General features: G+C 70.7%; 26 protein-coding genes and 1 pseudogene. 14 read left to right on the top strand and 13 right to left on the bottom strand.

The window, feature by feature from the left end; all coding sequences use genetic code 11:
• Positions 1–253: 253 nt before the first annotated feature.
• Both ACWDEX_RS08400 and ACWDEX_RS08395 read left to right on the top strand, forming a co-directional pair.
• Positions 254–2,080 carry an AMP-dependent synthetase/ligase gene (locus ACWDEX_RS08400; protein ID WP_450462491.1) on the top strand — a complete coding sequence of 609 codons (1,827 nt, stop codon included), beginning with the start codon at positions 254–256 and terminating at the stop codon, positions 2,078–2,080.
• Positions 2,081–2,293: 213 nt separating this feature from the next.
• Entirely contained in the window at positions 2,294–3,130 is an 837-nt protein-coding gene (locus tag ACWDEX_RS08395; protein WP_450462490.1) for an aldo/keto reductase, read from the top strand.
• A gap of 106 nt (positions 3,131–3,236) precedes the next feature.
• Here the strand turns inward: ACWDEX_RS08395 and ACWDEX_RS08390 are convergent, their stop codons facing one another.
• A complete protein-coding gene (locus ACWDEX_RS08390; RefSeq protein WP_450462489.1) occupies positions 3,237–4,145 on the bottom strand; it encodes a class I SAM-dependent methyltransferase in 909 nt (302 codons plus the stop codon).
• 237 nt (positions 4,146–4,382) lie between these two features.
• On the opposite strand from ACWDEX_RS08390, the gene ACWDEX_RS08385 reads away from it, so the two are divergent.
• Together ACWDEX_RS08385 and ACWDEX_RS08380 are read left to right on the top strand one after the other, a co-directional pair.
• Positions 4,383–4,859: a hypothetical protein gene (locus ACWDEX_RS08385; protein ID WP_450462488.1), complete on the top strand. Its 477-nt coding sequence runs from the start codon at positions 4,383–4,385 to the stop codon at positions 4,857–4,859.
• Positions 4,852–5,760: an alpha/beta fold hydrolase gene (locus tag ACWDEX_RS08380; protein WP_450462487.1), complete on the top strand. Its 909-nt coding sequence runs from the start codon at positions 4,852–4,854 to the stop codon at positions 5,758–5,760. Before ACWDEX_RS08385 ends, ACWDEX_RS08380 begins: the two co-directional genes overlap by 8 nt.
• A 173-nt stretch (positions 5,761–5,933) precedes the next feature.
• On the opposite strand, the gene ACWDEX_RS08375 is transcribed toward ACWDEX_RS08380, so the two are convergent.
• Positions 5,934–7,175: an RNA polymerase sigma factor gene (locus ACWDEX_RS08375; protein WP_450462486.1), complete on the bottom strand. Its 1,242-nt coding sequence runs from the start codon at positions 7,173–7,175 to the stop codon at positions 5,934–5,936.
• A complete protein-coding gene (locus ACWDEX_RS08370) occupies positions 7,172–7,543 on the bottom strand; it encodes a YciI family protein (RefSeq protein ID WP_450462485.1) in 372 nt (123 codons plus the stop codon). The genes ACWDEX_RS08375 and ACWDEX_RS08370 overlap by 4 nt, the downstream gene beginning before the upstream one ends.
• 170 nt (positions 7,544–7,713) lie before the next feature.
• On the opposite strand from ACWDEX_RS08370, the gene ACWDEX_RS08365 reads away from it, so the two are divergent.
• Entirely contained in the window at positions 7,714–9,207 is a 1,494-nt protein-coding gene (locus tag ACWDEX_RS08365; RefSeq protein WP_450462484.1) for an MFS transporter, read from the top strand.
• Between the two features lie 130 nt (positions 9,208–9,337).
• Here ACWDEX_RS08365 and ACWDEX_RS08360 read toward each other — a convergent pair whose 3' ends face one another.
• Positions 9,338–9,643 (bottom strand): 4a-hydroxytetrahydrobiopterin dehydratase, encoded by a 306-nt coding sequence (locus ACWDEX_RS08360; protein ID WP_450462483.1) that lies wholly within the window; start codon positions 9,641–9,643, stop codon positions 9,338–9,340.
• Positions 9,644–9,988: 345 nt separating this feature from the next.
• Between ACWDEX_RS08360 and ACWDEX_RS08355 the strand changes: the two genes are divergently transcribed.
• The 3 genes from ACWDEX_RS08355 to ACWDEX_RS08345 all read left to right on the top strand — a co-directional run bounded on the left by ACWDEX_RS08355 (position 9,989) and on the right by ACWDEX_RS08345 (position 12,669).
• Entirely contained in the window at positions 9,989–10,816 is an 828-nt protein-coding gene (locus ACWDEX_RS08355) for a helix-turn-helix domain-containing protein (RefSeq protein WP_450462482.1), read from the top strand.
• Between the two features lie 122 nt (positions 10,817–10,938).
• Positions 10,939–11,802, top strand: a complete 864-nt coding sequence (locus ACWDEX_RS08350) for a helix-turn-helix domain-containing protein (protein WP_450462481.1) — start codon at positions 10,939–10,941, stop codon at positions 11,800–11,802.
• 48 nt (positions 11,803–11,850) lie between these two features.
• Complete coding sequence (locus tag ACWDEX_RS08345) at positions 11,851–12,669, top strand: SAM-dependent methyltransferase (RefSeq protein ID WP_450462480.1); 819 nt, start codon at positions 11,851–11,853, stop codon at positions 12,667–12,669.
• A gap of 50 nt (positions 12,670–12,719) precedes the next feature.
• On the opposite strand, the gene ACWDEX_RS08340 is transcribed toward ACWDEX_RS08345, so the two are convergent.
• The 3 genes from ACWDEX_RS08340 to ACWDEX_RS08330 all read right to left on the bottom strand — a co-directional run bounded on the left by ACWDEX_RS08340 (position 12,720) and on the right by ACWDEX_RS08330 (position 14,547).
• The gene (locus ACWDEX_RS08340) at positions 12,720–13,217 is read right to left on the bottom strand and encodes a nucleoside deaminase (RefSeq protein WP_450462479.1); all 498 of its coding nucleotides are present in this window, start codon (positions 13,215–13,217) and stop codon (positions 12,720–12,722) included.
• 149 nt (positions 13,218–13,366) lie between these two features.
• Positions 13,367–13,837 carry a cyanase gene (cynS, locus tag ACWDEX_RS08335; RefSeq protein ID WP_450462478.1) on the bottom strand — a complete coding sequence of 157 codons (471 nt, stop codon included), beginning with the start codon at positions 13,835–13,837 and terminating at the stop codon, positions 13,367–13,369.
• A 122-nt stretch (positions 13,838–13,959) separates the two neighbouring features.
• The gene (locus ACWDEX_RS08330; RefSeq protein ID WP_450462477.1) at positions 13,960–14,547 is read right to left on the bottom strand and encodes a carbonic anhydrase; all 588 of its coding nucleotides are present in this window, start codon (positions 14,545–14,547) and stop codon (positions 13,960–13,962) included.
• Positions 14,548–14,672: 125 nt separating this feature from the next.
• Here ACWDEX_RS08330 and cynR point away from each other — a divergent pair, with 125 nt between their 5' ends.
• The 3 genes and pseudogenes from cynR to ACWDEX_RS08315 all read left to right on the top strand — a co-directional run bounded on the left by cynR (position 14,673) and on the right by ACWDEX_RS08315 (position 17,050).
• On the top strand, positions 14,673–15,581 hold the full coding sequence (gene cynR / locus ACWDEX_RS08325) for a transcriptional regulator CynR (protein ID WP_450462476.1): 909 nt from the start codon (positions 14,673–14,675) through the stop codon (positions 15,579–15,581).
• Positions 15,582–15,628: 47 nt separating this feature from the next.
• Positions 15,629–16,000, top strand: a pseudogene (locus tag ACWDEX_RS08320) (hypothetical protein); the annotation flags it as partial.
• A gap of 453 nt (positions 16,001–16,453) precedes the next feature.
• Positions 16,454–17,050, top strand: a complete 597-nt coding sequence (locus ACWDEX_RS08315) for an AAA family ATPase (protein ID WP_450462475.1) — start codon at positions 16,454–16,456, stop codon at positions 17,048–17,050.
• A gap of 98 nt (positions 17,051–17,148) precedes the next feature.
• Here the strand turns inward: ACWDEX_RS08315 and ACWDEX_RS08310 are convergent, their stop codons facing one another.
• The 3 genes from ACWDEX_RS08310 to ACWDEX_RS08300 all read right to left on the bottom strand — a co-directional run bounded on the left by ACWDEX_RS08310 (position 17,149) and on the right by ACWDEX_RS08300 (position 20,367).
• Positions 17,149–17,574 (bottom strand): OsmC family protein, encoded by a 426-nt coding sequence (locus tag ACWDEX_RS08310; protein ID WP_450462474.1) that lies wholly within the window; start codon positions 17,572–17,574, stop codon positions 17,149–17,151.
• 107 nt (positions 17,575–17,681) lie between these two features.
• Positions 17,682–19,808 (bottom strand): alkaline phosphatase family protein, encoded by a 2,127-nt coding sequence (locus tag ACWDEX_RS08305; RefSeq protein ID WP_450462473.1) that lies wholly within the window; start codon positions 19,806–19,808, stop codon positions 17,682–17,684.
• 106 nt (positions 19,809–19,914) lie between these two features.
• The gene (locus tag ACWDEX_RS08300) at positions 19,915–20,367 is read right to left on the bottom strand and encodes a hypothetical protein (protein ID WP_450462472.1); all 453 of its coding nucleotides are present in this window, start codon (positions 20,365–20,367) and stop codon (positions 19,915–19,917) included.
• 95 nt (positions 20,368–20,462) lie between these two features.
• Here ACWDEX_RS08300 and ACWDEX_RS08295 point away from each other — a divergent pair, with 95 nt between their 5' ends.
• Together ACWDEX_RS08295 and ACWDEX_RS08290 are read left to right on the top strand one after the other, a co-directional pair.
• The gene (locus tag ACWDEX_RS08295) at positions 20,463–21,236 is read left to right on the top strand and encodes an MBL fold metallo-hydrolase (protein WP_450462471.1); all 774 of its coding nucleotides are present in this window, start codon (positions 20,463–20,465) and stop codon (positions 21,234–21,236) included.
• Complete coding sequence (locus tag ACWDEX_RS08290; RefSeq protein ID WP_450462470.1) at positions 21,233–21,859, top strand: DedA family protein; 627 nt, start codon at positions 21,233–21,235, stop codon at positions 21,857–21,859. The genes ACWDEX_RS08295 and ACWDEX_RS08290 overlap by 4 nt, the downstream gene beginning before the upstream one ends.
• A 13-nt stretch (positions 21,860–21,872) precedes the next feature.
• Here the strand turns inward: ACWDEX_RS08290 and ACWDEX_RS08285 are convergent, their stop codons facing one another.
• The 3 genes from ACWDEX_RS08285 to ACWDEX_RS08275 all read right to left on the bottom strand — a co-directional run bounded on the left by ACWDEX_RS08285 (position 21,873) and on the right by ACWDEX_RS08275 (position 24,381).
• The gene (locus ACWDEX_RS08285) at positions 21,873–22,952 is read right to left on the bottom strand and encodes an MBL fold metallo-hydrolase (protein ID WP_450462469.1); all 1,080 of its coding nucleotides are present in this window, start codon (positions 22,950–22,952) and stop codon (positions 21,873–21,875) included.
• Positions 22,949–24,196: an aminotransferase class I/II-fold pyridoxal phosphate-dependent enzyme gene (locus ACWDEX_RS08280; protein ID WP_450462468.1), complete on the bottom strand. Its 1,248-nt coding sequence runs from the start codon at positions 24,194–24,196 to the stop codon at positions 22,949–22,951. Before ACWDEX_RS08280 ends, ACWDEX_RS08285 begins: the two co-directional genes overlap by 4 nt.
• 62 nt (positions 24,197–24,258) lie before the next feature.
• The gene (locus ACWDEX_RS08275; protein WP_450462467.1) at positions 24,259–24,381 is read right to left on the bottom strand and encodes a hypothetical protein; all 123 of its coding nucleotides are present in this window, start codon (positions 24,379–24,381) and stop codon (positions 24,259–24,261) included.
• Positions 24,382–24,396: 15 nt separating this feature from the next.
• Between ACWDEX_RS08275 and ACWDEX_RS08270 the strand changes: the two genes are divergently transcribed.
• A partial coding sequence (locus tag ACWDEX_RS08270) for a hypothetical protein (RefSeq protein ID WP_450462466.1) occupies positions 24,397–24,948 on the top strand: 552 nt, incomplete at its 3' end.

The following is a 24,948-nucleotide window of genomic DNA, read 5'->3' as shown; positions in this document are numbered from 1 at the left end:
CACGCCCGCCAGGGATCACGGACAGCCCTTGGGGCCCGCGGCGCCGTAACCGCGCCGTACAGATTCGGTGGAGATTACGAGGCAGGACTTACGAGACGGTATGGAATTCTGTCCGACCCTTTCCCATCTGCGGGCATTTTCCCGGCTGACCTGTGCATTTGCGGGCAGCCGCCGGAAATTGACCCCCCTCCCGCCCGGCCGTGCCGTGGGGTAGCTTTCACCGCGCCGTGCGGAGCACCACTAGGAGCGGGGATTGCGCGAGTTCACCAACCCTCCGTTGACGTCGGCACCGCCGACGGGCGGTCTGGCCGACGTCGTCTTCGAGTACGCCCAGGAAGATCCGCTCCGGGTCACCCTCGGCCGCAAGGACGAGCAGGGCCGGTGGCGTGATGTGACGGCCGCCGAGTTCCGCGACGAGGTACTCGCGCTCGCCAAGGGCCTGTTGGCGGACGGGATCACGTTCGGGGACCGGGTCGCCATCATGTGCCGTACGCGCTACGAGTGGACGCTCTTCGACTACGCGTTGTGGACGATCGGCGCCCAGGTGGTGCCCGTCTACCCCACCTCGTCGGCCGAGCAGGTCTGCTGGATGCTGCACGACGCGCAGGCGACGGCCGCGATGGTGGAGCACGAGGACCATGCGATGACGGTCGCCACGGTCATCGACCGGCTGCCGCGACTGCACAGGTTGTGGCAGTTGGACGCGGGCGCCCTCCAGCGGCTGTACGACATGGGCGCGCACATCGATGACGAGGTGGTGCACCGGCACCGGCGCGCGGTCACCCCCGAGTCGACGGCGACGGTCATCTACACATCCGGCACCACGGGCCGCCCCAAGGGCTGTGTGTTCTCCCACGACAACTTCATGTTCGAGGCCGACACGGTCATCGAGCGCTGGGAGCCGGTCTTCCACTCCAGGAGGGGCGACGAGGCGGCCACGCTGCTGTTCCTGCCGCTGGCCCACGTCTTCGGGCGGATGGTGCAGATCGCGGCCATCCGCGGCAGGGTGAGGGTCGGCCACCAGCCGCAGCTCAACGCGGAGGCGCTGCTGCCCGACCTGGCCGCGTTCCGGCCGACGTTCTTCCTCGCGGTGCCGTACATCTTCGAGAAGGTCTTCAACGCGGCCCGCCGCAAGGCCGAGAAGGAGGGCCGCTCCGGCCCGTTCGAGAAGGCGGTGGAGGTCGCCGTCAACTACGCGGACGCGATCGAGGCGAAGGCGTGGGGCACCGGTCCCGGCCCGTCGGCGGGCCTGCGCATGCAGCACCAGTTCTTCGACAAGGTGGTGTACGCCAAGATCCGTGCGGCGATGGGCGGCCGGGTGCGGCACGCGATGTCGGGCGGCTCGGCGATGGACCGCCGACTGGGGCTGTTCTTCGCGGGCGCCGGCGTGCAGATCTACGAGGGGTACGGGCTGACGGAGTCGACGGCGGCCGCGACCGCGAACCCGCCCGAACGCACCCGGTACGGCACGGTCGGCCAGGCCATCCCCGGAACGACCGTGCACATCGCGGACGACGGCGAGATCTGGCTGCGCGGCGGCAATGTCTTCCAGGGCTACCTCAACAACCCCAAGGCCACCCACGAGGTGCTGCACGACGGCTGGCTCGCGACCGGCGACCTGGGCTCCCTGGACGCGGACGGCTATCTGACCATCACCGGCCGCAAGAAGGAGATCCTGGTGACCTCCGGCGGTAAGAGCGTGTCACCGGGACAGCTGGAGGAGCGCGTACGCGACCATCCGCTGGTCGCGCAGTGCATCGTCGTCGGCAACGACCGCCCGTACGTGGCCGCGCTGATCACGATCGACGCCGAGGCCGTGGGGCACTGGCTGCAGATGCGCCGCAAGCCACGGCTGTCTCCGGAGCAGCTGGTGCACGACCCCGACCTGGAGACGGAGGTGCGGCGCGCGGTGGTCGCCGCGAACACCCTCGTCTCGAAGGCGGAGTCGATCCGCACGTTCCGGATCCTCGCGCACCAGTTCACCGAGGAGCACGGCCTGCTCACCCCGTCGCTGAAGCTGAAGCGCAAGGCCATCGAGAGCGCATACGCGAACGAGGTGGAGGCGCTGTACCAGGCGTGATCCCGACGAGCACCGCCTCTGGTCGGGCGACCGGGCCCATGATCTGGACCGAGGAACGGGGCCGGATCGATGAGGCCTATCCGATTCCGGCCAATCTGTGCTTCCCGGCGAGATTCACGGGGGAATCAGCCGGTCAGGAATGCACGTCGGGCCGTGATCGTTGACGATGTCAGTATCACCTGTACCACCCGTCGACTTAAGGATCAAGAGCTCGTGAGCAGCAAGGTCCCCCCGATCATCCTGAACAACGGCGTCGAGATGCCCCAGCTGGGCTTCGGCGTCTGGCAGGTGCCCGACGACGAGGCGGAGAGCGCCGTCGCCACCGCCCTGGAGGCCGGGTACCGCAGCATCGACACCGCGGCGATCTACGGCAACGAAGAGGGCGTCGGCAATGCGGTCGCCGCCTCCGCCATCCCGCGCGAGGACCTCTTCATCACCACCAAGCTCTGGAACAGCGACCAGGGATACGACTCCACGCTGCGCGCCTTCGACACGTCCTTGGAGAAGCTCGGCCTGGACTACGTGGATCTGTATCTGATCCACTGGCCGCTGCCGTCCCGGGGCACGTTCGTCGAGACCTACAAGGCCTTCGAGAAGATCTACGCGGACGGCCGCGCCAAGGCGATCGGTGTCTCCAACTTCCTTCCGCAGCACCTGGAAACGCTGATCGGCGCGACGTCCGTCATCCCGGCGATCAACCAGATCGAGCTGCACCCGCATCTGCAGCAGCGCGCGGCACGCGACTTCCACGCGGCGCAGGGCATCGCCACGGAGGCCTGGTCACCGCTCGGCCAGGGCAAGGGTCTCCTGGAGGTCCCGGCGATCGTCGCCATCGCCCAGAAGCACGGCCGCTCCCCGGCGCAGATCGTGCTGCGCTGGCACCTCCAGCTCGGCAACGTCGTGATCCCGAAGTCCGTGACGCCGTCCCGGATCAAGGAGAACATCGAGGTCTTCGACTTCTCGCTGGACACGGAGGACATGGCGGCGATCAGTGCGCTCAACGAGGACCGCCGCATCGGCCCTGACCCGGCCGCGTTCGACATGGTCTGACAACGGGTTCGACACCTCACCCGGCCCGACCGCGTTCCGCGCGGCCGGGCCGTCGCCGTCTTCGGTGGACTTCAGGTGGAGGGCCGGACGAGGGGCGCAGCACGGTTCAGGAGGTCCGCACGGCCGTGTGCACGGTGTGCGCCTTCAGGACGAAGACGTCCTTCCTGCGGTGCACGCTCGCCTCGTCGTCGGGGTCGAGGAGGCGGTCCAGGGTGGCGAGGTCCGCTGCGCTGATCTCGTCGGCCATCGCTTCGCGCAGGCGACTGAGGGAGGCGACGGCGTAGGCGCGGGCCGGGTCGGAGGCCGGGGCGGGGAGATCGAGGAGGAAGCTGCGCGTACCGGTGGGCTTCAGGCCGGCGGCGGCCAGCAGGGTCGGCCAGTCCTCGGTCTCGGCTACGGAGCCGGGCAGTTCCTCCCGCATCCGCGTGAACCAGTCGGCCTCCACCACGTCGAGGCGGGCCTGCAGACCGGGGCGGCCGATGCCGATGTCCCGGGGCAGGAAGCGGGCGGGCAGACCTCCCTCCAGAACGGCGAGGGTGCCGCCGGGGGCCAGGTGCCCGGCGAACAAGGCCAGGGCGGCGCGCTGGTCGCCCAGGTGGTGCACGCTGTTACTGGCCCACAACAGGTCGGCCGGACGATCCAACCGGTTCAGGACCTCCGGTAGTTCGCCGGTGAGGGTGGAGAAGCGGTCGGCGAATCCGAGGCGTGTGGCGCGAGTACCGGCCCGTTCGAGAAGCGGTGCGGAGCCGTCCACCGCGACGACCCGGGCCCCCGGGAAGGCCTCGGCGAACAGGCCGGAGACAACCCCCGGGCCACTGCCCGTATCGACGACCAGGCCGGGTGCGCTCACCTCCTCGGACAGCCAGGCCATGGCCTGCCGGTACAGGGGCGCGAACAACTCCGCCTGGGATTCCAGCAGCGGGGCCATCGCGGACCAGTCGATGTCGGTGTGGCCGTGCCGGTGGTGGTCGTGGTCGTGCGGGTCGTGGTGGTGACCCTGGTGCTCCTGTGCCATGGTGATCAGCCTCTCCTGTCGACACGGCCAGCGTGCAACGGCGCGCGGCGACAAGGCCAGTCCGGTTGCGGGGACGGCAACAACAAGGCACGCGCGCGCCGCGGCCGCCAGGGCCTCACGACCCATGTGCCCCAGGACCGCACCACCGACGGCGTCGACCTCGTTCAACACCGTCAAACCCTCTGCTTGACAGCATTCGTCAAGTATTTGAGGATGATCTCGAAGAACGGAGGACCCGTGTTCCCGACGCATGATCAACTCATCGATCAACTCGCCCAGTCAGTCATGGTCCGGCTGATCGACCCGCTGGAGATCCTCTTCGAGGGCGGTACCGCAGTCGACGCGGTGCGCTCTCAGGTGCGCGACCGGGCCGCGCAGTGGGCCCGGCAGATGCTCGACGAGGACGACCGCGCCGCGATCGCAACGATCATGCGACTGATGTCGACGCTCTACCCCGGCAACGGTGACGCCCTCTTCGAGCCTCCACTCGACTGGTGGCGCACACCGATGGGGCAGGTCGTGGCGTGGCGGACCGGTCATCCCACCGCCGAGTCGGTCTCCTACCCGGTGGCCGGCGCGATGCTCGGCATCACCCGCCAGGGCGTGCACGACCTGGTCACCCGCGGGAAGCTCGCGCGTCATCCGCAGGGCGGCGTCGTCCCGCGGTCCATCCGTGACCGGCTTCAGCAGAAAGGAAGGCTCAACCATGCGTGACGCCATGGTGACCACCGCCGAGGTTCCCCTCGCGATCCGCGATTCCGGTGGCACGGGGCACCCGCTGCTCATGCTCCACGGTGCGGGAGGCAACCTCGCCACCGTGACAGACCTGGTGGAGCGGTTACGCTCGCAGCACCGCGTCATTGCGGTCGACCTGCGCGGCCACGGACGCTCGGGTGACGGGCCGTGGGAATGGGACAGGGTCCTTGCCGACCTGGACACCGTCGTCAAGGAGTTGGACCTCGACGCCCCCGCGATCGCCGGCGCATCACTGGGGGGAATGGTGGCCGCGCTGTGGGCAGAGCGTCACCCCGAGTGCCGGGGCGCGGTCAGCCTGGACGGCAATCCGCCACCCGTCCGACCCGAGCAGTTGCCCGGTCTGGCCCACGAGCGCGCCGTCTCCGAAGTCACGCGGTTGCACGAGACGTTCGCAGGGATGACAGCAGCGATGTCCCAGCCGATGGGCGATGAGCAACTGGAGGCTGCGCGAGCCGGGTACCGGGCCATGGCCGCACAGTACGCGAGCGACGAGGCGGTTTGGCTCGAAGGGTTGGAACGCAGTCTCGTCCGCCAGGACGGCATGACACTGCTTCGTCCGCATCCCGACACCCTTGAGCAACTGCGCCGCGCACAGGAGTCGCTGGATCTGCTGTCGGCCTATCAGCGCACCCGATGCCCCCTGCTGCTGGTACAGGCGACCGAGAACATGCCTCAGCAGGAGCCGTTCGCGGAGCTCTACGCGGCCTACCGTCGGGGGCTGACCGAGAGGATCGCCACCGCCGTCGCGGCCAACCCCCGCCTCCGCGTCGTCCACCTTCCCGGCGCTACCCACGCCATGGCCGCCGAACGACCGGCGGAACTCGCGAAGCTCATCACCGACTTCCTCGCCGATACCTGAACCTCACGTCCACCGCCGCCTTTGGCCCGTGCTCGGGCAGCCAGAGCGCGCGGACGGTCCGTCCCCTACGCGTACGGAGCGACCGTTCTACACGGGGCTGTTGTCCAGTTCTCTGGAAGTTGTCGGTCCTGAGGCGGACTCACAGCGGAGTCTCGCAGCTCAGTGGCAGTGACTCAGCACCGTGCTCGCAACACCTGTGGTTCAAGGTATGTCACTCGGCCGGCCCGGGCCTCCAGGTAGCGTTGCTCGGCGAGGCTGGCGGTGGACTTCGCGGCGCGTCGGTAGTGCTCGTACGCCCCCGCCGCGTCGCCGGTCTTCTCCAGCAAATGTGCCCGTACGGACAGCAGCCGGTGATGCCCGGCCATCCGGTCGTCGCTGTCCAATGTGGACAGCAGGGCGAGCCCGGCCTGTGGGCCTTCCGTCTCGGCGAGCGCGATCGCGCGGTTAAGGGTGACCATCGGGTTGGGCGCGATCCGTTCCAGGATCAGGTAAAGGGCGTGTACCTGTGGCCAGTTGGTCTCCTTGGCCGTGGCCGCGTCAGCGTGTGTCGCGGCGATGGCAGCCTGCAGTTGGTAAGGCCCCAGGGCTGGGCCGGCCAGCGACTCCTTGACCAGTTCGGTGCCCTCGTCGATCAGCGGGCGGTCCCACTTCGTACGGTCCTGCTCGTCCAGCGGCACCAGGTCGCCGGACACTGTCGTACGTGCCTTGCGGCGGGCGTGGGTCAGCAACATCAGCGCGAGCAGCCCGGTCACCTCACTGTCCTCGGGCAGCTGTGTGTGCACCGTCCTGGCCAGCCGGATCGCCTCGTGCGCGAGGTCGACGCGGTGCAGTCGGCTGCCCGAGGAGGCGGTGTAGCCCTCGTTGAAGATCAGGTAGAGCACGTGCAGGACGACCCGTAGCCGCTCGTCGAGCTCCGCACCGTCCGGCATGGTGAACGTGCTGCCGGCGGCCCTGATGCGCTGCTTGGCCCGGCTGATCCTGGCCGCCATCGTGGCCTCCGGCACCAGGAACGCGCGGGCGATCTCGGCGGTGGTCAGACCGCCGACCGCACGCAGCGTCAGGGCGGTCTGGGAGGCCGCGGTCAGCGTCGGATGGCAGCACAGGAACAGCAGGACGAGCGAGTCATCGGTGTCCGGCACCTCGGCGGGTGCGGTCTCCGTGACGGTCCCGGCCTCCCGTTCGCGGCGGGCGTGGTCGCTGCGCATCTGGTCGATGAGCCGGCGAGAGGCGACCGTCACCAGCCAGCCGTGCGGGTTGTTCGGGACTCCGTCGGCCGGCCACTGCACGGTGGCGGCGAGGACGGCTTCCTGCACAGCGTCCTCGCAGTCCTCGAACTGGCCGTGCCGTCGTACCAGCGCGCCGAGGACCTGCGGCGTGAGTCCACGCAGCAGGTCCTCGATGTCAGATGCGGTCATGCCTCCAAGTGTCCGTCAGCGAACATCACCTGCCGCACCTCCACGCCCAGCCCTTCGATCGCGGCGTCCGGGATCTGCGAGGCCAGCTCGATGGCCCGCTCCTTGTCCTCGCAGTCGACGAGGTAGAAGCCGCCCAGGTGCTCCTTGGCCTCCAGGAAGGGGCCGTCGGTGACCACCGGCTGACCGTTGCGCACGCTCACCACGACGGCCTGTGACGGGTCGACGAGGGCCTGCGTGGTGATCAGCTCGCCGGACTGCTTCAGCGCCTGGATGAACCTGCCGTGGCCTTCGCCGATCGCTGCCTTCTCCTCGGCGGTCAGCGCGTCCAGCACGGCCGGATTGATGTGCAGGTTGATCAGGAACTGCATGTCGTACTCCTCATGGTTCGCGAGCCCCGGCAGGGGCCCTTCGCCTGGTGGTCGGAGCCGCCGCTGCCGTCTTGACATCGTCCGCCGGGAAATCTGCGGGAGTTCGATGTCAAGAACCTCTCGGCTGCTCCGACCAACGGGCGAAACACCAAGAGAACAGAGAGGTTCGGATGCGAGTCAACCGTGTGTGGCTGGGGCTGATTCTCCTCATGCTGCCGACCTTCCTCGTCGCGTTGGACACGACGGCGCTGCTCCTCGCGCTCCCGCGGCTGAGCGCCGACCTGGGGGCGGACAACGTCGAGCAACTGTGGATCAGTGACAGCTACGGGTTCATGGTGGCCGGCCTGGTCATCACGATGGGGACGCTCGGCGACCGGATCGGCCGTCGGCGCCTGCTGATGATCGGCGCTGCCGCGTTCGCGCTGCTGTCGGTCGTGAGCGCGTTCGCGGTCGACCCGCTGATGCTGATCGTCGCGCGTGCGCTGCTGGGCGTCGCCGGGGCGACCCTGGCGCCGTCGACCCTGGCGTTGATCACCAACATGTTCCGCGACGAACGCCGGCGTGGGAAGGCGATCGCGATGTGGGCGACCTGTCAGTTCGCCGGCGGCGCGCTCGGTCCCGTGCTCGCCGGGTTCATGCTCCAGTACTTCTGGTGGGGTTCGGTGTTCCTGGTGGCGGTGCCGGCGATGGCGTTGCTACTGATCGCCGGGCCGGTCCTGCTGCCGGAGTTCCGTGGCGAGCATCCTGGGCGGCTGGACCCGGCCAGCGTCGGCATGTCGCTCGCGGCGGTACTGCTCATGATCTACGGCATCAAGCAGCTGGCCGTCGAGAACGCGCCACTCGTGCCGGCCATCGCCCTCATCGTCGGCACGGCGATCGGCGTGGTGTTCGTGCGTCGGCAGCTGCGGCTTCCCACGCCGCTGCTGGACCTGCGGCTGCTACGCAGTCGCCCGTTCACGGCCGTGCTCGTCGCACTGGTCTTCGCCGGCATCGCCATGGCCGGGACGGGCCTGCTGGTGACCCAGTACCTGCAGAACGTGCTGGGCTACTCGCCGGCCGCGTCGGCGGTGCTGTTCGCCCCCATGGGCCTGGGCGTCGCGGCCAGCACCATGGCCGCACCGGCGCTGACCAGGCGGATGACGCAGACGACCGCGATCACCGCAGGCCTGGTCGTGTCGGCGCTGGGCGGCTTGCTGCTGGTCGGCGTCGACGGGCCGCACGCCCTACCGCTGGTGATGACCGGCATCACCGTACTGGCGCTGGGCACCGGCCCGCTCTTCGCGCTGGGCACCGGGCTGGTGGTCGGATCGGTGCCGCCGGAGCGCGCCGGTTCGGCGGCGTCGATGTCGGAGACCGGCAACTACATCGGCGGCTCGCTCGGCTTCGCGCTGCTCGGCGTGGTGGCCGCGGTGATCTACCGCAGCCGGATGGACGGCACGTCCGACTCCCTGGCCGGCGCGGTCGCCGCCAGTCGGCACCTTCCCGCCGGCCGGCGCTCGGTACTGCTGCACACCGCACGGGAGGCGTTCACCGTCAGCCTGCACGTCACTGGCGTCGTCGCCGCGGTCATCTTCGCCGGGCTGGCCGTACTGATTCCGACCATGCGCCCGGCAACCCGGCCCACCCCGGCCGCACTACCCGACCACCAGGTGACGCACTCATAACTCTGCCGAGGTCGACGTCACGCGTCTGCGGATCGCACGGTGTGGTCGGCTGCAACGCCGACCGCGCCCAGGCAGCAGTCGACAGCGTCGCTGCCTGAGAGCCACGTCGCGGTCGCGCATGGTGCCCCCTTCACTGCGCGCCGTGCCCGCTTGCCAACTCCTCCACACGACGGGCCAGTTCGAAGTCCAGCGCGGTGACCGCGCCGCCCACGCTGTGCGTGTTCACGGCGAGGGAGACAGTGTGGTAGCCGAGGGTGAGATCGGAGTGATGGTCGAGTTCTTCCTGCACCTGGGCGATGTGGACGACCATCGCGGCGGCCGCGAAGTGGGAGCCGAGCTGGTAGGAGCGGGCGATCCGGTCGCCGTCCAGGGACCAGCCGGGCAGCTCCGCCAGCCGGTCCTCGATCTCCTTCTGTGACAGCGGTTCGGCGGGCATGGCCTGGCTCCTTTCGTACGAGGCGAGTTCGCCTCACCCTGTCACATCCCCTGCCCTGCGGCCCGGTAACGCGCGGCCGCGCCTGAGCCTCGTACACATTCCGCGGCGAAACCAAGCCGTCCGCCACGACGGCCATCCCGGCGCCCGCCTCGACACGCGCCGGCCAGGCCTGCGGCAGGCGGTGGTCGCCGTGGTGGGCGCCGAGAAGGTGCCGCGGACAGCACCCGTGGAGTCGCCGTCGCCGGAGTGGTTGACCGACAGCGGGAGCGCGCGCCGAACGTCCGGTTGCAGGAGAGCGCAGTACACCGCTCGTACATGCACCACTCCTCGACTACGGTCGTCCTCATGACCACAGTTGCGGTCGCTGCCGCGGCCACCTCACCGGCTCCTTCCGACCCGGGCATCGGCCCACTGCTGCGCGGCTGGCGGGAGCGGCGACGGCTCAGCCAGCTGGAGTTGGCGCTGCGGGCCGACTCCTCCGCGCGGCACATCAGCTTCGTCGAGACGGGCCGCTCGCGGCCGAGCGAGGAGATGGTGCTGCGGCTCGCAGAACACCTGGACGTGCCGGTCCGCGAGCGCAACGCGCTGCTGCTGGCCGCCGGTTACGCGCCGCACTACCCGGAGACGCCGCTGGACGACCCGTCGATGGAGGCGCTGCGCGCAGGCGTGGAGCGGCTGATCCAGGGCTACGAGCCCTATCCGGCGGTGGTGGTGGACGCGATGTACAACGTGGTGGCCGCGAACCGGGGCATCACCATGCTTCTGGAGGACATCCCGGACCGACTGCTCACCCCGCCCCTGAACGTGATGCGCCTGTCTCTGCACCCGCAGGGCCTGGCGCCTCGCATCCAGAACCTGCGCGAGTGGCGGGGTCACCTGCTGGCGCAGATGGGCCGTCAGATCGCCCTTCAGCGCTCACCGGCCCTGCGTGAGCTGTACCAGGAGGTGGCGGCCTATCCGGTGGCAGACCGGACGGAACCCGAACACGACGAGCCTGTCCCCCACTTCGCGCTTCCGCTGCGGATCGAGCACGACAACCAAGTGCTGTCCTTCGTCTCGTCGATCTCCACCTTCAACACTCCGATGGACGTGACGGTCGCGGAGTTGGCCATCGAGACATTCCTCCCCGCGGATCCCGCAACGGTGAAATACCTCCAGACGATGGGCGCCTGACCGCCATTCAGTTCGACGGGGCGACGTTCTTTCCGGGAGAGCGTGCGGCCACCGCCCTCGTGAGACTTTCGCCCGAACGTGTCACACTGCTCGCGTACTTCGGCGAGTAGGGGAGGCGTGGCGTGAGCGAGCGGCGGGCTGCGCCCACAGTGGGACAGGTGGTCCTCGGGCGGCGGCTGCAGGAGTTGCGGGAGGCCGCCGGGCTCAAGCGGGAGGAGGCCGCCGGGGTGCTGCACGTCGCACCGGCGACCGTGCGACGCATGGAGATGGCCGAGGTCTCGCTGAAGATCCCGTACGTGCAGGTGCTGCTCACGACGTACGGCGTGCCCGACGAGGAGATCACCGCCTTCGTCCGGCTCGCCGAGGAGGCCAACCAGCCCGGCTGGTGGCAGCGCTACCACGACGTGCTGCCCGACTGGTTCAGCATGCATGTCAGCCTGGAGGGTGCCGCCCGCATCATCCGCTCCTACGAGCCCCACTTCGTACCCGGACTGCTGCAGACCGAGGACTACGCGCGGGCCGTGCTGGAGGCCGGGACCGTCGGGCAGGTCCGCCCCCAGGACATCGAGCGGCACGTGGCGTTGCGGCTGGCCCGGCAGAAGCTGCTCAGCCGGGAGCACCCGCCCCACCTCTGGGTGATCATGGACGAGACGGTGCTGCGACGCCCGGTCAGCCCCCGCTCCGAGGTGATGCGCGGCCAACTCGACCGCCTCCTCGACATCACCGAGAACCCGGGGATCACCCTGCAGGTCGCGGAGTACGCCGTCGGCCCGCACCCGGGGACGTACACCCCGTTCGTACTGTTCCGCTTCGCGGAGCCAGAGCTCCCCGACATGGTCTACAGCGAGTACCTGACCGGCGCCCTCTACCTCGACTCGCGCACGGAGGTGGCCATGCACCTGGAGGTGCTGGACCACATGTCCGCGAAGGCGGCCTCCGTGCAGCGCACGAGGGAGATCCTGCGGGAGTACCGCGACACCTTCTGACCCGACACCGCTTCCGCGTTGCACCCTCTTTCCTCCGGAGCACCCGCAATGACGAACGAACGTGAAGCAGCGCCCACCTACGTCGACACCAGTCGGCCTCATCCCGCGCGTGTCTACGACTGGTGGCTGGGCGGCAAGGACAACTACCCGGTCGACGAGGAGCTGGGCCAGAAGATACTCGCGGTCGATCCGACCGTGCGGCGCGGGGCGCACGCCAACCGCCGGTTCATGCACAAGGCGACACGGGCGCTGGCACAGGCGGGTGTGCGCCAGTTCCTGGACGTCGGCACGGGCATTCCCACGGAACCCAATCTCCACCAAATCGCGCAGGGGATCGTCCCCGAGGCACGTGTGGTGTACGCCGACAACGACCCGATCGTGCTGCGGCACGCCGAGGCGCTGCTGCACGGCACCGCCGAGGGCGCCACCGACTACGTCCACGCCGATGTCCGCGACGTGGACGGCATCCTCGCCCTGGCCGCGAAGTCCCTGGACTTCGACGAGCCGGTCGCGCTGTCGCTGGTCGCGATCACCCATTACCTGAGCGAAGACGCCGATGTCGACGATGTGTACGGGCTGCTGAAACGGTACGTCGACGCACTCGCCCCCGGCAGTCATCTGGTCCTCTCCCAGGTCACGGGCGATCTGAACCCGTCCGCCATCGAGCAGGCGGCCGAGCTGTTCCGCCGCAGTGGAACCCCCTTCCACCCGCGCTCGCACGCCGAGTTCTCGCGCTTCTTCGACGGCCTGGAACTGCTGGAGCCCGGCGTGCTCCCGGTCTCCGAGTGGCGTCCCGAGGCGGAGGACCTGGTGGCGAAGGCCGAGGGCATCGTGCCGGTGTACGCCGGGGTCGCACGCAAGCCCTGACCGGACCACGGCCGGCGCGAGGAGGCCAACGGCAGTCGGGCATGGCAGGCTCAGGCGGTCGGAGCACCGGCCACGCGTCGCTCGCCGCCATTGCGCTCCTGCCAGAAGCGGTACACCTCGACGGCGTCCTCGCGCTGCTCGTAGCGCATCGGCAGTCGGCGCTCCTGCCAGGACTTGGCGAACTCGTCGTAGAAGGTGTCCAGTTCGAAGTACTTGCGGTCATCGACGTAGTGGGGCTCGTAGGCGTCGCGGGTGGTGAGGAAGACGACCTGGTCCGGCGAGCAGTAGTACAGCGAGCCCAGGCACATCGGGCAGGGATGGGCGAGCACGTAGATGGTGGTACCGGTCAGGTGCTCGGTGCCCAGCTTCATGCAGGCCTCGCGGATCGCGAGGATCTCCGCGTGCGCGGTGGGGTCACTGGTCTGAGCGACCTTGTTCGGGCTCTCGGCGAGGATCTCGCCGTCCTTGACGATGACGGTCGCGAAGGGGCGGCCGCCCTCGGCGACGTTCTGGCGGGCGATGTCGATGGTGCGCTGGACGAAGTCCATGAAAGATCCTCCAAAGCGGGAAGGGGGCTGCGAGGCCGTCGGCAGGCGGCTTCGCGGGGTTCGGTGAACGAGGCGGGGCGGGCCGGAAGGCTTGTTCCCGGCCCGGCCCGGCCCGTTGCCGTCCGTGTGTGACGCCGTATCGGCGCCGGTCAGAAGGGCTTGGTCGGCAGGTACTTGCCGTCCAGCGTGATGACGGCGCGCTCGCCGCCCTCGGGGTCGGCGACCTTCTTCACATCCAGCTTGAAGTTGATCGCGGAGATGATGCCGTCGCCGAACTCCTCGTGGATCAGGGCCTTCAGCGTCGTGCCGTAGACCTGGAGCATCTCGTAGAAGCGGTACATGGTCGGGTCGGTCGGGATCCGGTCGGGCATCGAACCGCGCACCGGGATGGTCTGCAGCAGCATCGCCGCGTCCTCATCCAGGCCCAGCAACTCGGCCACGGCCTTCGCCGACTTCTCCGGCAGCGGGTGCTGACCGAGAACGGCGGCGGTGGTGAAGGCCACCGACAGGCCCGAGGCCTGCGCGATCTGCTTCCAGGACAGGTTCTTGACGGTCTTGGCCTCCACGGCCTTGGCGGCCAGGGCCTCACGGGCAGTCTGCTCGAACTGGGCGTGCACCATGATCAGTACGTCCTTTTCTCAGGTGGGCCACTTCACGGGGAAGGGTGGGGGTCGAGTCGCGAGTGGGGGGATACGGGGGCTCCCGGCGGGCTGACGCGGGCGGGAGCCCAAAGCCGGTTGGGTCAGGCCGCGAGCGCGGGGCCGGCGGCGGTCAGGTCCTCGACGCGGCCGGTGGGGATGTCGTAGACCCAGCCGTGCAGGGCGACCTTCCCCTCGGCCAGAGCCTTGGCGACCGAGGGGTGGGTGGTCAGGTTCGCCCGCTGCGCGAGCACGTTGTGCCGCACCAGAGCCGGAACGTCACCATCGGCGGCGGTACGGGCCACCGAGGCGTCCGCGAGCCGCAGCCATTCGGCGACCGCCGGGGCACCACTGAGGTCGTGGCCCTCGGCCAGTGCGGTCATCGCGCCGCACGCGGAGTGACCGCAGACGACGATGTCCTTCACACCCAGGGCGGCAACCGCGTACTCGATACTCGCCGCCACCCCGTCGGCCCCGGGGGTGTAGGCGGGCACCAGGTTGCCGGCGGTGCGGATGACGAACAGGTCCCCCGGCTCGGTGCCGGTGATCAGCTCCGGGACGACACGGGCGTCGGAGCAGCTGATGAACAGCGTGTGCGGTGTGTGATGCGTGGCCAGATGAGCGAAGAGCTCCGCCTTGGCCGGGAAGACGTCCCTCTGGAAACGGGCGACGCCCTCGGTGAGGTCCTGCATGGTCACTCCCTTCGGCTGGGGATCGGCCCCTGTGGACTGGTGGGATCCACCATGCACGACCTGTGTCTATAGCGTCCAAGAGTCGTTGACCATAAAAGCTATTGGTCACATCTATAGTTGTTCTCATGGCTGTTCTCGAACTGCGTCATCTGCGCTATCTGCTCGCCGTGGCCGAACACGGCAACTTCACCCGCGCCGCCGAGGAACTGCACATCTCCCAGCCGACGCTCTCCCAGCAGATCAAGCAGCTGGAGCGGACCCTGGGCGTACAGCTACTGGACCGCACCGGCCGCACGGTACGGCTCACCGACGCCGGCGCCGTCTACACCGACCATGCCCGCCGCGCACTGCGCGACCTGGCCGCCGCTGAGCGCGCCATCCACGACGTCAAGGACCTCTCCCGCGGCCACCTCCGCTTGGGCGTCACTCCCACCTTCACCGCCTACCTGGTCGGGCCGCTCACCGCCGAGCTCCACACCCGCCACCCCGGCATCGACATCACCCTGACGGAGATGACCCAGGACCGCATCGAAACGGCCCTGCTCGCCGACGACCTCGACCTCGGCATCGCCTTCGCCGGCCCCCACCTGCCCGGCATCACCGCCACCGCACTGTTCACCGAGACCCTCAGCCTCGTCACCGGCCCCCCGCGCGCCCAGACGATGCCGGACCCCCTACCGGTCCGCGCCCTCAAGGACGAGCAACTCGCTCTCCTCAGCGGCGACTTCGCCACCCGTGGTCACATCGACGCCTACTTCACCCACCACCGGACCGCCCCACGCATCACGGTCGAGGCCAACTCCATCCAGGCCCTCACCGAAATCGTCCAACGCACCCGCCTGGCCACCGTGCTGCCCGACGCCATCACCCACGACCACCCACACCTCACCCCCGTCCCTCTCGACCCACCCCTGCCCACCCGCACCGTCACCCTCCTGCACCGCGAAGGTGCCTACTCCAGCGCCGCCACCCGCGCCTTCACCGAACTCACCCACGACCTCGTCCGCACCCGCGGCTACACACCACCCCCGTGAACCCCCCGCCCCAAGGAGGACTCCCGCGAACGGCCCTTCGCCGAAGCACCTACATGACGGTTCAGGCGGCCCGGGACATCGCGGCCCCGAACACGCCGACGTCGACCGCGGTCTACGAGCGCGGCCGGTCCGCTCAAACCTTCCTCGTCGACGTCGTCGCGCGCTCCGGCGACGCCGAACGCCGCGCCGTGGCCCGCGGCCAGGACATCTATGCCGTCACCGCGCCACTCGTGGTGGAAGCGGTCGACCGCATCCTCACAGGACGGACCCACGCGGTCGGCGTCGCCTCCGCGGGAGAAATCTTCGACACGCCCGACTTCCTCCGCGCACTGTTCCAGGTGCCGGTGACGGCTGCGCCAGGCGGACCAGTGCAGGACGTGCCCTCGGAACGCAATCCGCACCGCTGGCCTCGAAGATGAGTACACGCACTCAGGACAAGCTTTGCGGAGCGACCCGAAGATGACGGTCATGACGCACTATTCGCCAGGCGCTGGATGGCAAAGGCCACAGTCTCCCGTTCCGGTTCGCGCGCGCCCTCACGGTGCCTGGTACGCCCTTCCCTGGGCGGTGCTGGGCGTGAGTGTCGTGTGCGCGGGGATGGCTGCGACGGAGTGGGTAGGAGTACGACTCCTGCGGGCAGCAGCACCAGTCCAGGTGCCGTAGCTGTCGTCGCGCGCCCGCCAGGGATTACTGGACAGCCCTTGGCTGATCCAACCGCCGGGAGAGCGCGTCAGTACACCCCGGCGCACATCCCGCCCCCAGCCGAGAGACTCCGATTTCCGCGGTGACCCGTGAGCCGCCCTGCCGGAAGCCGCGGCCGCCGCCGTGGAAATCCGCGGCACACGCCGACGGCCGCGGGATACGGTCCCCCCGTGACAGGAACAACATGGGACATACTGCTGCTCGGCGGTGCCTCCGGCATCGGCAAGAGCCGCGCCGCCGCCCGGCTCGCCGCCGGGACGGACGGATTCATCGTCGAGTTCGACGACGTCGTCAGCGCCGTCCAGGCCATCACCACGGCGGAACACCACCCCGCCCTCCACCACTTCGACCACGCCCCTGACACGGCCTGCCTGACCAACGACCAGGTGCTGGCCCTCCAGATCGCCACCGCACAGGCCCTGGAGCCCGCCGTCCTGGGCGTCGTCCGCAACCGCCTGACGGTCGACGCACCCGCCCTGATCGAGGGCGACTACCTCACCCCGGCCGCCGCCGCGCGGGCCGTCGAGGAGGGCCGGGACGCCGGACGCCGCGTACGGGCGGTCTTCCTGCACGAGGACGACCCCGGGCAAATCACTGCCAACTACGCCGCGCGCGAACCGGACGACGGGGACCAGACGGAGCGCGCGGACGTCAGCGCCCGCTACTCCCACTGGCTCGCCCAGCAGGCCCGCGCCCACACCCTCCCCGTGGTCCCCTGCCGCCCCTGGGACACCCTCCCGGCCCGCATCCGCGAGGCCGTCGGCTGACGGAGGACGCCGGCCGCCCGCCACCGAGGCCGCGGCCCCCTGAAACGACGGTGCCGCGCCCCCTGGAGGGAAGCGCGGCACCCTGAACGTGACCGATGTCAGGCGAGCTTGGCCGAGAGTGTGATCGTCGTACCCGCCAGGGCCTGGCTGACCGGGCAGTTCTTCTTGGCGTCCTCGGCGGCGGCGACGAACGCGTCACTGTCGATGCCGGGCACGGTGCCCTCGACGGTGAGGTGGATGCCCGTGATGCCCTCACCCGGCTGGAAGGTGACGTCGGCCGAGGTGGTGAGCTTGGTGGGCGGAGTACCGGCGCCGGTCAGGCCGTGCGACAGGGCCATGGAGAAGCAGCTTGAGTGGGCTGCGGCGATCAGCTCCTCGGGGCTGGTCTTGCCGTTCGCCTTCTCGGCGCGCGACGGCCACGAGACCGGCTGCTGGCCGATGCCGGAGGAGTCGAAGGTGACGACGCCGTTGCCCTGAAGCAGGTTGCCTTCCCAGTCCGTGTGTGCTGTGCGCGTGGTTGCCACGGTTCTTCCTTTCGGTGTGGGCCCGTTACCGGGTTCCGTCAGACCCATCCGATCACACCTGGGCGCGCCGCACCGGGCGGACGGGGCGGCGCGTTCGAGCGGCGAGGTCAGGCGGCGCGTTCGTCCTCGTCCTCGGTCGCGGTCTCGGTCCCGGCCGCGCGTGCGGTCAGTGGCATCTGGGGGCCTTCGCACTCACGCAGCCAGCGGCGGAAGACGTGATGGATCCGTTCGGCGCCGACGAGTTCGGCACCGTCCTCCGCCGGGGCGGACAACGTCACCGGCGACAGCAGGAAGGGGCGCCCCTGGGCGCCGCCGAGTCCGCCGTGCGAGCCGATCTGCTCCTCGAACGCCAGGACTTCGCCCTCAGCCGGGTCGTACCAGGAGTTGACCATGATGTCGGCGGTGTGCGGGAAGGAGTGCGTGCGGCGCACGGCATCGGCGGCGCCGGGGCCGAAGTCGGCGAGCGGGCCGGTCCCGTCCACGAGCCGGTCGACCGGGACCTGTGCGCCGTTCGCCCCCAGCACCAACCCGCCATGCTCCTCGCTCCGCACGAGGAGGAAGCCGATACCGGGGTGGTTGGCGAGCGTGGACAACAGCGCAGGATGGCGGCAGTCGATCTCCTCCTTGCTCATCCGGTGCGGCACGTCCGGGAAGGAGACAAGACCCAGGTTGCCGGAGGCCAGCACGATGGGCTCGGAACGGCGGCGCCCCGGCTCGTGCGGCTCTCCGCACTCCTCGACCGGCCGGCGGCGCAGCGCGGCCCGCACCGCCGCCCGGGCCTCGGCCCCGCTGTGCGTGCGCTCCACCTTGCGGGGCACGGGCAGACCGCAGCCGGCCCGCACCAGGTTGCCGAGGCTGAGTCCGTAACGCGTCTGGAAGGTCTCGCCGGGGCTCTGGCCGTGGTCGGACAGGACGACGATCCGGTACGGGCGCGGGGCGTGCTCGGCGACCTGTGCGAGCAGCGCGAGCGAGCGGTCCAGCTTCTGCAGGACCTTCTCGGCGTCGCGACTGTGCGGGCCGGAGTGGTGCGCCACCTCGTCGTACGCCACCAGGTCCGCGTAGACCGCATTGCGGCCGGCGAGCATGTCCCCGAGCACCGCGGCGACGACGACGTCGCGTTCGACGACGGTGGCGAAGGCACGGACGACGGGGTAGAGACCGCCGCGACTGACCCGGGGCCGCTGCTTCGCGCAGCGCGCGCGGGTGGACTGGCCTATCTCGCGGCCCACCTCGGCTACGAACGACATGGCGGTGCGGACCGCGTTGGCCGGGTCGCTGAAGTACGCGAAGTACCCGGCGCGCGACCGGTTCTCCTTGCCCCGCCTGGCGGACACGGACAGCACCAGGGCGAGCTGGTCGGCGCCGCCGCTGAACAGGTTGCCGCGGCTGGCGCCGTCCACGGTGAGGAGCCCGCTGTCGCCGGTGCGTTCGACGGCCCGGCGCTGGAGTTCCACGGCGCTCGTCGGCCGGTTGCAGACCATGACCTCGCGCTGGTCCTTCTCGTACCACCGGAAGGCCGGGACGTCGTGGTTGGAGCCGTGCAGTATGCCCAGTTGGCTGGCGCCGGTCTGGCTGGACCAGTCGGTGCGCCAGGGGGTGAGGCGGTGGGTGGGGCCGCGGCCGTCGCGGGTGTCGAGCCAGGAGGCGACGGTCGGCATGAGCCCCTTGTCGACGGCCGCCCGGAGCACCTCGTGCCCGACGCCGTCGAGTTGGATGAAGACGGCGCCCGGGGTGGCGTGCCCGGCCCGCCCCTCCTGCCGTCCGCGCCGCCGGTCGGCGAGTCGGTAGAGCCTCCTGCGGTAGGCGTCGTCGTCCCGTACGGCCAGGGCGGCGCCGGTGGCCGAGGCGACGGCGGACATCGCGGCGGCGACCACCACCGCCGTCTCGGGGGCCGCCTCACCGCGCCCGGAGGGGTTGAGGCGCAGCGCGACCAGCAGCAGGGAACCGTTGAGGCAGAAGACGAGCAGCCCGAGGACGAGGGCGGGCACGAGCAGCAGCAGCCGGACCAGGAGCGGCCACACCAGGGAGGACAGCAGACCGAAGACACCGGCTCCGGCCGCGGCGGTGAGGGCGACGCGGGTGATGCTCTCGCCTCCCGCGGACTCCAGCCGGAAGTCGGGGAGGAAAGCGGCGAGGACGAGCATGGTGGCGGTGGACGCGGCCCACACGGCGATGCTTCGCCACGCTCCGCTGAGCACCCTTCGCCAACGTCCGTGACCCACACCACACCTCATGTCCCGGCCCGCACGGTCGGTCCCTGCGGAGCAGTCCCCCACCATGTCACAGCGGCCCGCCCCTTCCGAAGCGCGATCACTGCCCCTGGGCCGGGACGGAAGCCGGTCACCGGCCGTCGTAGCCGGCCGTCGGCATCGACAGACGGCGGTGGACACAGGCCTTCATCTGGGCGTCGTACGAGGGTTCCGGGCGGCCGACCGTCTCGACGCGGACGCCCCGCCGCGCGCACTCCGCGGTGAACTCGTCCACGGAGGACAGGGCCCGTTCCAGGACGCGGCGGCTGGGGGCGACGAACAGGTCGACCTGGCCCGCCTCCACGTCCGCCCACAGCGCGCGGTGGTCGGGGCGCAGGCCCCGTACGAGAAGTTCCCGCGTCACCACGTAACCGCGCTCCGCCGCCCAGCTTGCGCACATCGCATGCTGGCTGCGGGAGTCGACGAGGAAGGGGTCCGCGTCCAGCTCCTCCAGGGGCGTCAGGCCGGCGATCGCCGCGACCTTCACCGGGGCGGGCCGCCCGATGGCGTCGCTCCGGCCGCGGGCGCCGTTGGTCTCTCCCATGGTGTCCCCCTCACCTCAGGGTTTCGCCGCCGACCCTACTCCTGCCCGTAGGCTTCGGTCAGGGGCGTGAAGCAGGGCGTGAAGGAGGCGAAGGAGTGCCGGTGGAGATCACTTGGTGGGGTCATGCCACCTGCACGGTCGAGGACTCCGGTGTGCGTGTCCTGACCGACCCCCTGTTCGCGCGCCGCCTCGCGCACCTACGCCGCCGCCGCGGTGCCCCGCCGCCGGCCGAGGCCGCGATCGCGGATGTGGTGCTGGTCTCGCATCTGCACGCCGACCATCTGCACCTGCCGTCGCTGGCGCGCCTGGCCCGGGGCACCCGGCTGCTGGTGCCGCGCGGCGCTCCCGCCCAGGTGCCGGGGCTGCGCCGACTCGACCGGCTGCGGATCACGGAGGTGGCGCCCGGCGACCGGGTCCAGGTCGGTGACCTGGTCGTACGGGTCGTACCGGCGCGCCACGACGGGCGTCGGCTGCCGCTCGGACGGCACCGCTCCCCCGCCCTCGGATATGTCGTCGAGGGCGACGCACGGACGTACTTCGCCGGGGACACCGGTCTGTTCCCGTCCATGGCAGAGGAGGTCGGGCCGGTCGACGTGGCGTTGCTGCCGGTCGGCGGCTGGGGACCGTACCTCGGGGAGGGGCATCTGGATCCGGGGCGCGCGGCACAGGCGCTGGCGCGGCTGATGCCCCGCAGTGCGGTGCCGGTGCACTACGGCACGTACTGGCCGATCGGGATGGACGCCGTGCGCCCCCATGAATTCCACGCGCCGGGCGACGAGTTCATGCGCCTTGCCGCACAACACGCGCCGACGGCGGCGGTTCACCTCCTGTCCCACGGCGAGAGCGTCCGTCCGGAGGTCGCCTCGTGATATCCCTCGCCGCCGCGAGTACCGCGGTGTCCACGGATTCCGCCCAGCAGGCGGTCGGCTATCCGTCGCTGTTCCTGCTGGTGCTGATCGGCGCGCTGGTGCCGGTCGTACCGACGGGGGCACTGGTCAGCTCCGCGGCCGTGGTCGCCTTCCACCAGACCGCCCCTTTCTCGCTCGCGCTGGTCTTCGTGGCCGCGGGGCTGGCGTCCTTCCTCGGGGACGTCGCGTTGTACTGGCTGGGTCGGCGCGGTATGCGGTCGAAGAACGGCTCCCGCTGGCTGGAGACGATCCGCCGCCGCGCACCTGAGGACCGGCTGGCCCAGGCGCAGCAGAAACTCGGTGACCACGGGATCGTGGTGCTCACCCTCTCCCGGCTCGTCCCTGCGGGCCGCATACCGGTGATGCTCGCCTGTCTGATGGCCCGTATGCCGTTGCGGGACTTCGCCCGCGGCGACGCGCCTGCCTGCCTCGCCTGGGCCGCGGCATACCAGCTGATCGGCATTCTCGGCGGCTCGCTGTTCCCCAAGCCGTGGGAGGGCGTGGTGGTGGCGGTCGTACTGACGCTCGCGGTCGGCTCGGTGCCCGGTATGTGGAGACGGATACGCCGGGCCGCCGCTTCGTGAGCACCAGGCGGGCTCAGTCGAGCACCCGCGACGCCCCCACCGGAAGGTCCCACAGGTCCTCGCGGGCCAGCCCCGCCCTTTCCCAGGCCGCCCGCACCCGTGTCAGCGGCTCCAGGACCGGCTCCGCCGACAGCACGAACGTGCCCCAGTGCATGGGTGCCATCCGTCGCGCGCCGAGGTCGGCCGTCGCCCGAACCGCTTCCTCCGGATCGCAGTGGACATCGCTGAGCCACCAGCGCGGGTCGTACGCGCCGATCGGCATGAGCGCCAGGTCGATGCCCGGGTAGCGGCGACCGATCCGCTCGAACCAGTGGCCGTATCCGGTGTCGCCGGCGAAGTACACGCGCTGCCCGTCGGACGCCGTCAGCACCCACCCGCCCCACAGCGACGTGCAGGTGTCGGTCAGGGTGCGCTTGGACCAGTGGTGGGCGGGAACGAAGTCGAAGCGGACGCCGCCCAGTTCTGCACCCTCCCACCAGTCCAGTTCGGTGACGCGGGTGAACCGCCGACGCCTGAACCAGCGTGCGAGTCCCGCCGGCGCGAACACCGGTGTGTCGCACGGGAGTCGGCGCACGGTCGGGGCGTCGAGGTGGTCGTAGTGGTTGTGGCTGATGACGACCGCGTCGATGGGCGGCAGGGCGCTCCAGGTGATGCCTACGGGGGTGACCCGGGCCGGCGTGCCGAGGATGCGACGGGACCAGACAGGGTCGGTGAGGACGGTCAGCCCGCCGATCCGCACCACCCAACTGGCGTGCCCCGCCCAGGAGACGGCGATCGTGCGTGCGTCGACGCGCGGCAGCGGGCCTGGCTCGTAGGGCAGCAGCCGGACGCCCTGGAGCCCTTCGGGTCCGGGCCGCACCACGCCCTCGCGGGCGAAGCGGGCGAAGGCCTTCAGGCCGGGCAGCGGTGCGGTCAGCCGGTCCATGAAGGAGCGCGGCCACAGACGCAGTTCGCCGAGCGGACGGGGCTCGGCGAGCGGCGGAAGCGAGGTGAGTGACGCGCGGTCCGGGATCGGCAGGGACGTGGGCGTCGGCTCACCGGCGTCCGGGGGTGCGGAAAGGGTGCTCGTGGTGGACTCGGACGGCTGCGTCATCGAAGAGGCTCCCATCGCTGAGCTTCGTCGCGGAGGTCGTCGAAGACCGATTCCAGGAGGATCAACGCGCCGTGCACGTGCGGCAGTTCCAGCGGCGTGGGCGTGACGAGGCACTGGGCCCGCTCCTCAGGGGTCGTGCCGAGGAGGGGTGCGGTGGTGAGGCGGACGCGAAGCGCCGCCAGTTCGTCCCCGAAGCGGTGGCCGCCGGGCGCGGGCATACCGAGCCGGGCGGAGAGGAAGTCCTCCAGTTCCTGTGCGTCGCCGACGCCGTGCCCCTCCAGCGCGGGGCGCAGTGGGCCGAGGTCGGCGTAGAGGTGACGTCCTGCCTGCGGGGGCCGGGCGAGGGCGCCCGCGGTGACGACGACGCGGTGCACGGCGGCGGCCACGCGCGCGTGCAGTGCGATGTCGGCGGCCAGGCGCCGGGCGACGTCGGGGGGCTCGCCGAGGACATACGTCGCCGCGGCCGCGACCGGGTCGGCGATGCGGGCCCCGAGTGCGGTGAGTACGTCGAGGACGCGGGCGCGCAGTCCGGCGCCGTCGGCGGTGGCCGGAAAGCGGGCGACGGCCGCGGGCCAGCCCGGCGGGAGGAAGGGACCGGCCAGGTCGGTGACCACGGTGACGCGGTCCGGGAGCATCTCGGCGGGACTGAGCAGCACGGTTTCGTGCGGCCGGTGCAGGGTGTCGCGCCAGGTCTCGTCGCTGACCAGGTGGAGCCCCTCGGCGGCGGCGGCCTCCACGCTCTGGTGCACCACCTCGGGCGGTGCCACGGTGGCGGTCGGGTCGTCGGCGACCGACAGCACCAGGAGGCGCGGATCGCCGCCTTCCGCGCGGACCCGGTGGACGGTCTCCAGCAGGGCGTAGGGATCCGGTACGCCACCGCACTCGGCGGGCGTGGCCACGGGGAACACGGCCCTGCCGAGCGCCCGGACCTGGGGTGCCCACCACGCGGCGCACGGCCGCGGCACGAGCACGTCGCCGCCGAGCGCTGCGGTGACCGCGACCAGTAGGGCGGGGGCGCCGGGGGCCACGGCCATCGCGTCGGGTCCGGTGGGCAGTCCGCGCCGGCCGAAGTAGCCGCAGGCGGCGTCGAGGAGGGCCGGCAGGCCTCCGGAGGGATCGGCGCCGTCGTGCCGCGCGGCATCGGTGAGCGCGGCAACGAGGCCGGGCAGGACCGGCAGCCCGTGGTCGGGCAGGCGCGGGCCGTATCGGACGGGGCCATGCCCTTCCGGATCCGTCCGCCGCATGCGTGCCTCCGCACAGTCAGTGGTGCCGTGGCCGGTTCCCGGGGCGCTGGCGTGTCACGGGATCAGCAGGCGCCGGACGGCCCGCGCCGCCGCCACACCCGGTGGATCGCGCCGCCGAGCGCACCCGCGATCAGTAGGCCGCCCGCAGCGAGCATGGGCACGGACTCGTTGAAGGCACCCCCCACACCCGCATGCACCCCGTGCTGGGACGCGACGGGTGGCCGCCCCCCGTTCTCCCGCTCGCCCTGGTGCCGACCCTGGCCCTCACCGTGCTGCTTCTGCCCCTGGTCCTCACCGTGCTGCTTCCCCTGCTGTCTGTCCTGACCGTCACCGTGTTGCTTCCCCTGTCCCTGACCCGGACGGTCCCGCGAACCCTCGTCGCCCTGCTGCCTGCCCTGGCCGTCGCCCTGCTGCTTCCCCTGTCCCTGGCCGGGGTGACCCCACGAGCCCGCGCCCTGCGTCCCCTCTTTTCCCTGACCCTGGTGGTCCCCCCACGAGCCCTGCTGCCCCTGCTGCCAGCCCTGACCTTCGCCCTGCGGCCTCTCCTGTCCATGACCCAGGCGATCCCACGAGCCCTGCCCCTGCTGCCAACCCCGGCCGTCACCCTGCTGCTTCCCCTGCCCCTGCTGCCAAACCTGGCCGTCACCCTGCTGCCTCCCCTGCCCCTGCTGCCAAACCTGGCCGTCACCCTGCTGCCTCCCCTGCCCCTGCGGCCAAACCTGGCCGTCACCCTGCTGCCTCCCCTGCCCCCG

The sequence above is a fragment of the Streptomyces sp. NPDC001020 genome, from assembly GCF_053599115.1.
The sequence above is the reverse complement of the archived record's forward strand: the minus strand, read 5'-3'. Positions and strand labels throughout refer to the sequence as shown.

What these genes read in the sequence shown, in the direction of transcription:
- ACWDEX_RS08390 (WP_450462489.1), bottom strand. Translation starts at nt 4,145, where the DNA reads ATGGCACAGGAGCACCAGGGTCACCACCACGACCCGCACGACCACGAC.
- ACWDEX_RS08380 (WP_450462487.1), top strand. Translation starts at nt 4,852, where the DNA reads ATGCGTGACGCCATGGTGACCACCGCCGAGGTTCCCCTCGCGATCCGC.
- ACWDEX_RS08375 (WP_450462486.1), bottom strand. Translation starts at nt 7,175, where the DNA reads ATGACCGCATCTGACATCGAGGACCTGCTGCGTGGACTCACGCCGCAG.
- ACWDEX_RS08370 (WP_450462485.1), bottom strand. Translation starts at nt 7,543, where the DNA reads ATGCAGTTCCTGATCAACCTGCACATCAATCCGGCCGTGCTGGACGCG.
- ACWDEX_RS08365 (WP_450462484.1), top strand. Translation starts at nt 7,714, where the DNA reads ATGCGAGTCAACCGTGTGTGGCTGGGGCTGATTCTCCTCATGCTGCCG.
- ACWDEX_RS08360 (WP_450462483.1), bottom strand. Translation starts at nt 9,643, where the DNA reads ATGCCCGCCGAACCGCTGTCACAGAAGGAGATCGAGGACCGGCTGGCG.
- ACWDEX_RS08355 (WP_450462482.1), top strand. Translation starts at nt 9,989, where the DNA reads ATGACCACAGTTGCGGTCGCTGCCGCGGCCACCTCACCGGCTCCTTCC.
- ACWDEX_RS08345 (WP_450462480.1), top strand. Translation starts at nt 11,851, where the DNA reads ATGACGAACGAACGTGAAGCAGCGCCCACCTACGTCGACACCAGTCGG.
- ACWDEX_RS08340 (WP_450462479.1), bottom strand. Translation starts at nt 13,217, where the DNA reads ATGGACTTCGTCCAGCGCACCATCGACATCGCCCGCCAGAACGTCGCC.
- cynS (WP_450462478.1), bottom strand. Translation starts at nt 13,837, where the DNA reads ATGGTGCACGCCCAGTTCGAGCAGACTGCCCGTGAGGCCCTGGCCGCC.
- ACWDEX_RS08330 (WP_450462477.1), bottom strand. Translation starts at nt 14,547, where the DNA reads ATGCAGGACCTCACCGAGGGCGTCGCCCGTTTCCAGAGGGACGTCTTC.
- cynR (WP_450462476.1), top strand. Translation starts at nt 14,673, where the DNA reads ATGGCTGTTCTCGAACTGCGTCATCTGCGCTATCTGCTCGCCGTGGCC.
- ACWDEX_RS08305 (WP_450462473.1), bottom strand. Translation starts at nt 19,808, where the DNA reads ATGAGGTGTGGTGTGGGTCACGGACGTTGGCGAAGGGTGCTCAGCGGA.
- ACWDEX_RS08300 (WP_450462472.1), bottom strand. Translation starts at nt 20,367, where the DNA reads ATGGGAGAGACCAACGGCGCCCGCGGCCGGAGCGACGCCATCGGGCGG.
- ACWDEX_RS08285 (WP_450462469.1), bottom strand. Translation starts at nt 22,952, where the DNA reads ATGACGCAGCCGTCCGAGTCCACCACGAGCACCCTTTCCGCACCCCCG.
- ACWDEX_RS08280 (WP_450462468.1), bottom strand. Translation starts at nt 24,196, where the DNA reads ATGCGGCGGACGGATCCGGAAGGGCATGGCCCCGTCCGATACGGCCCG.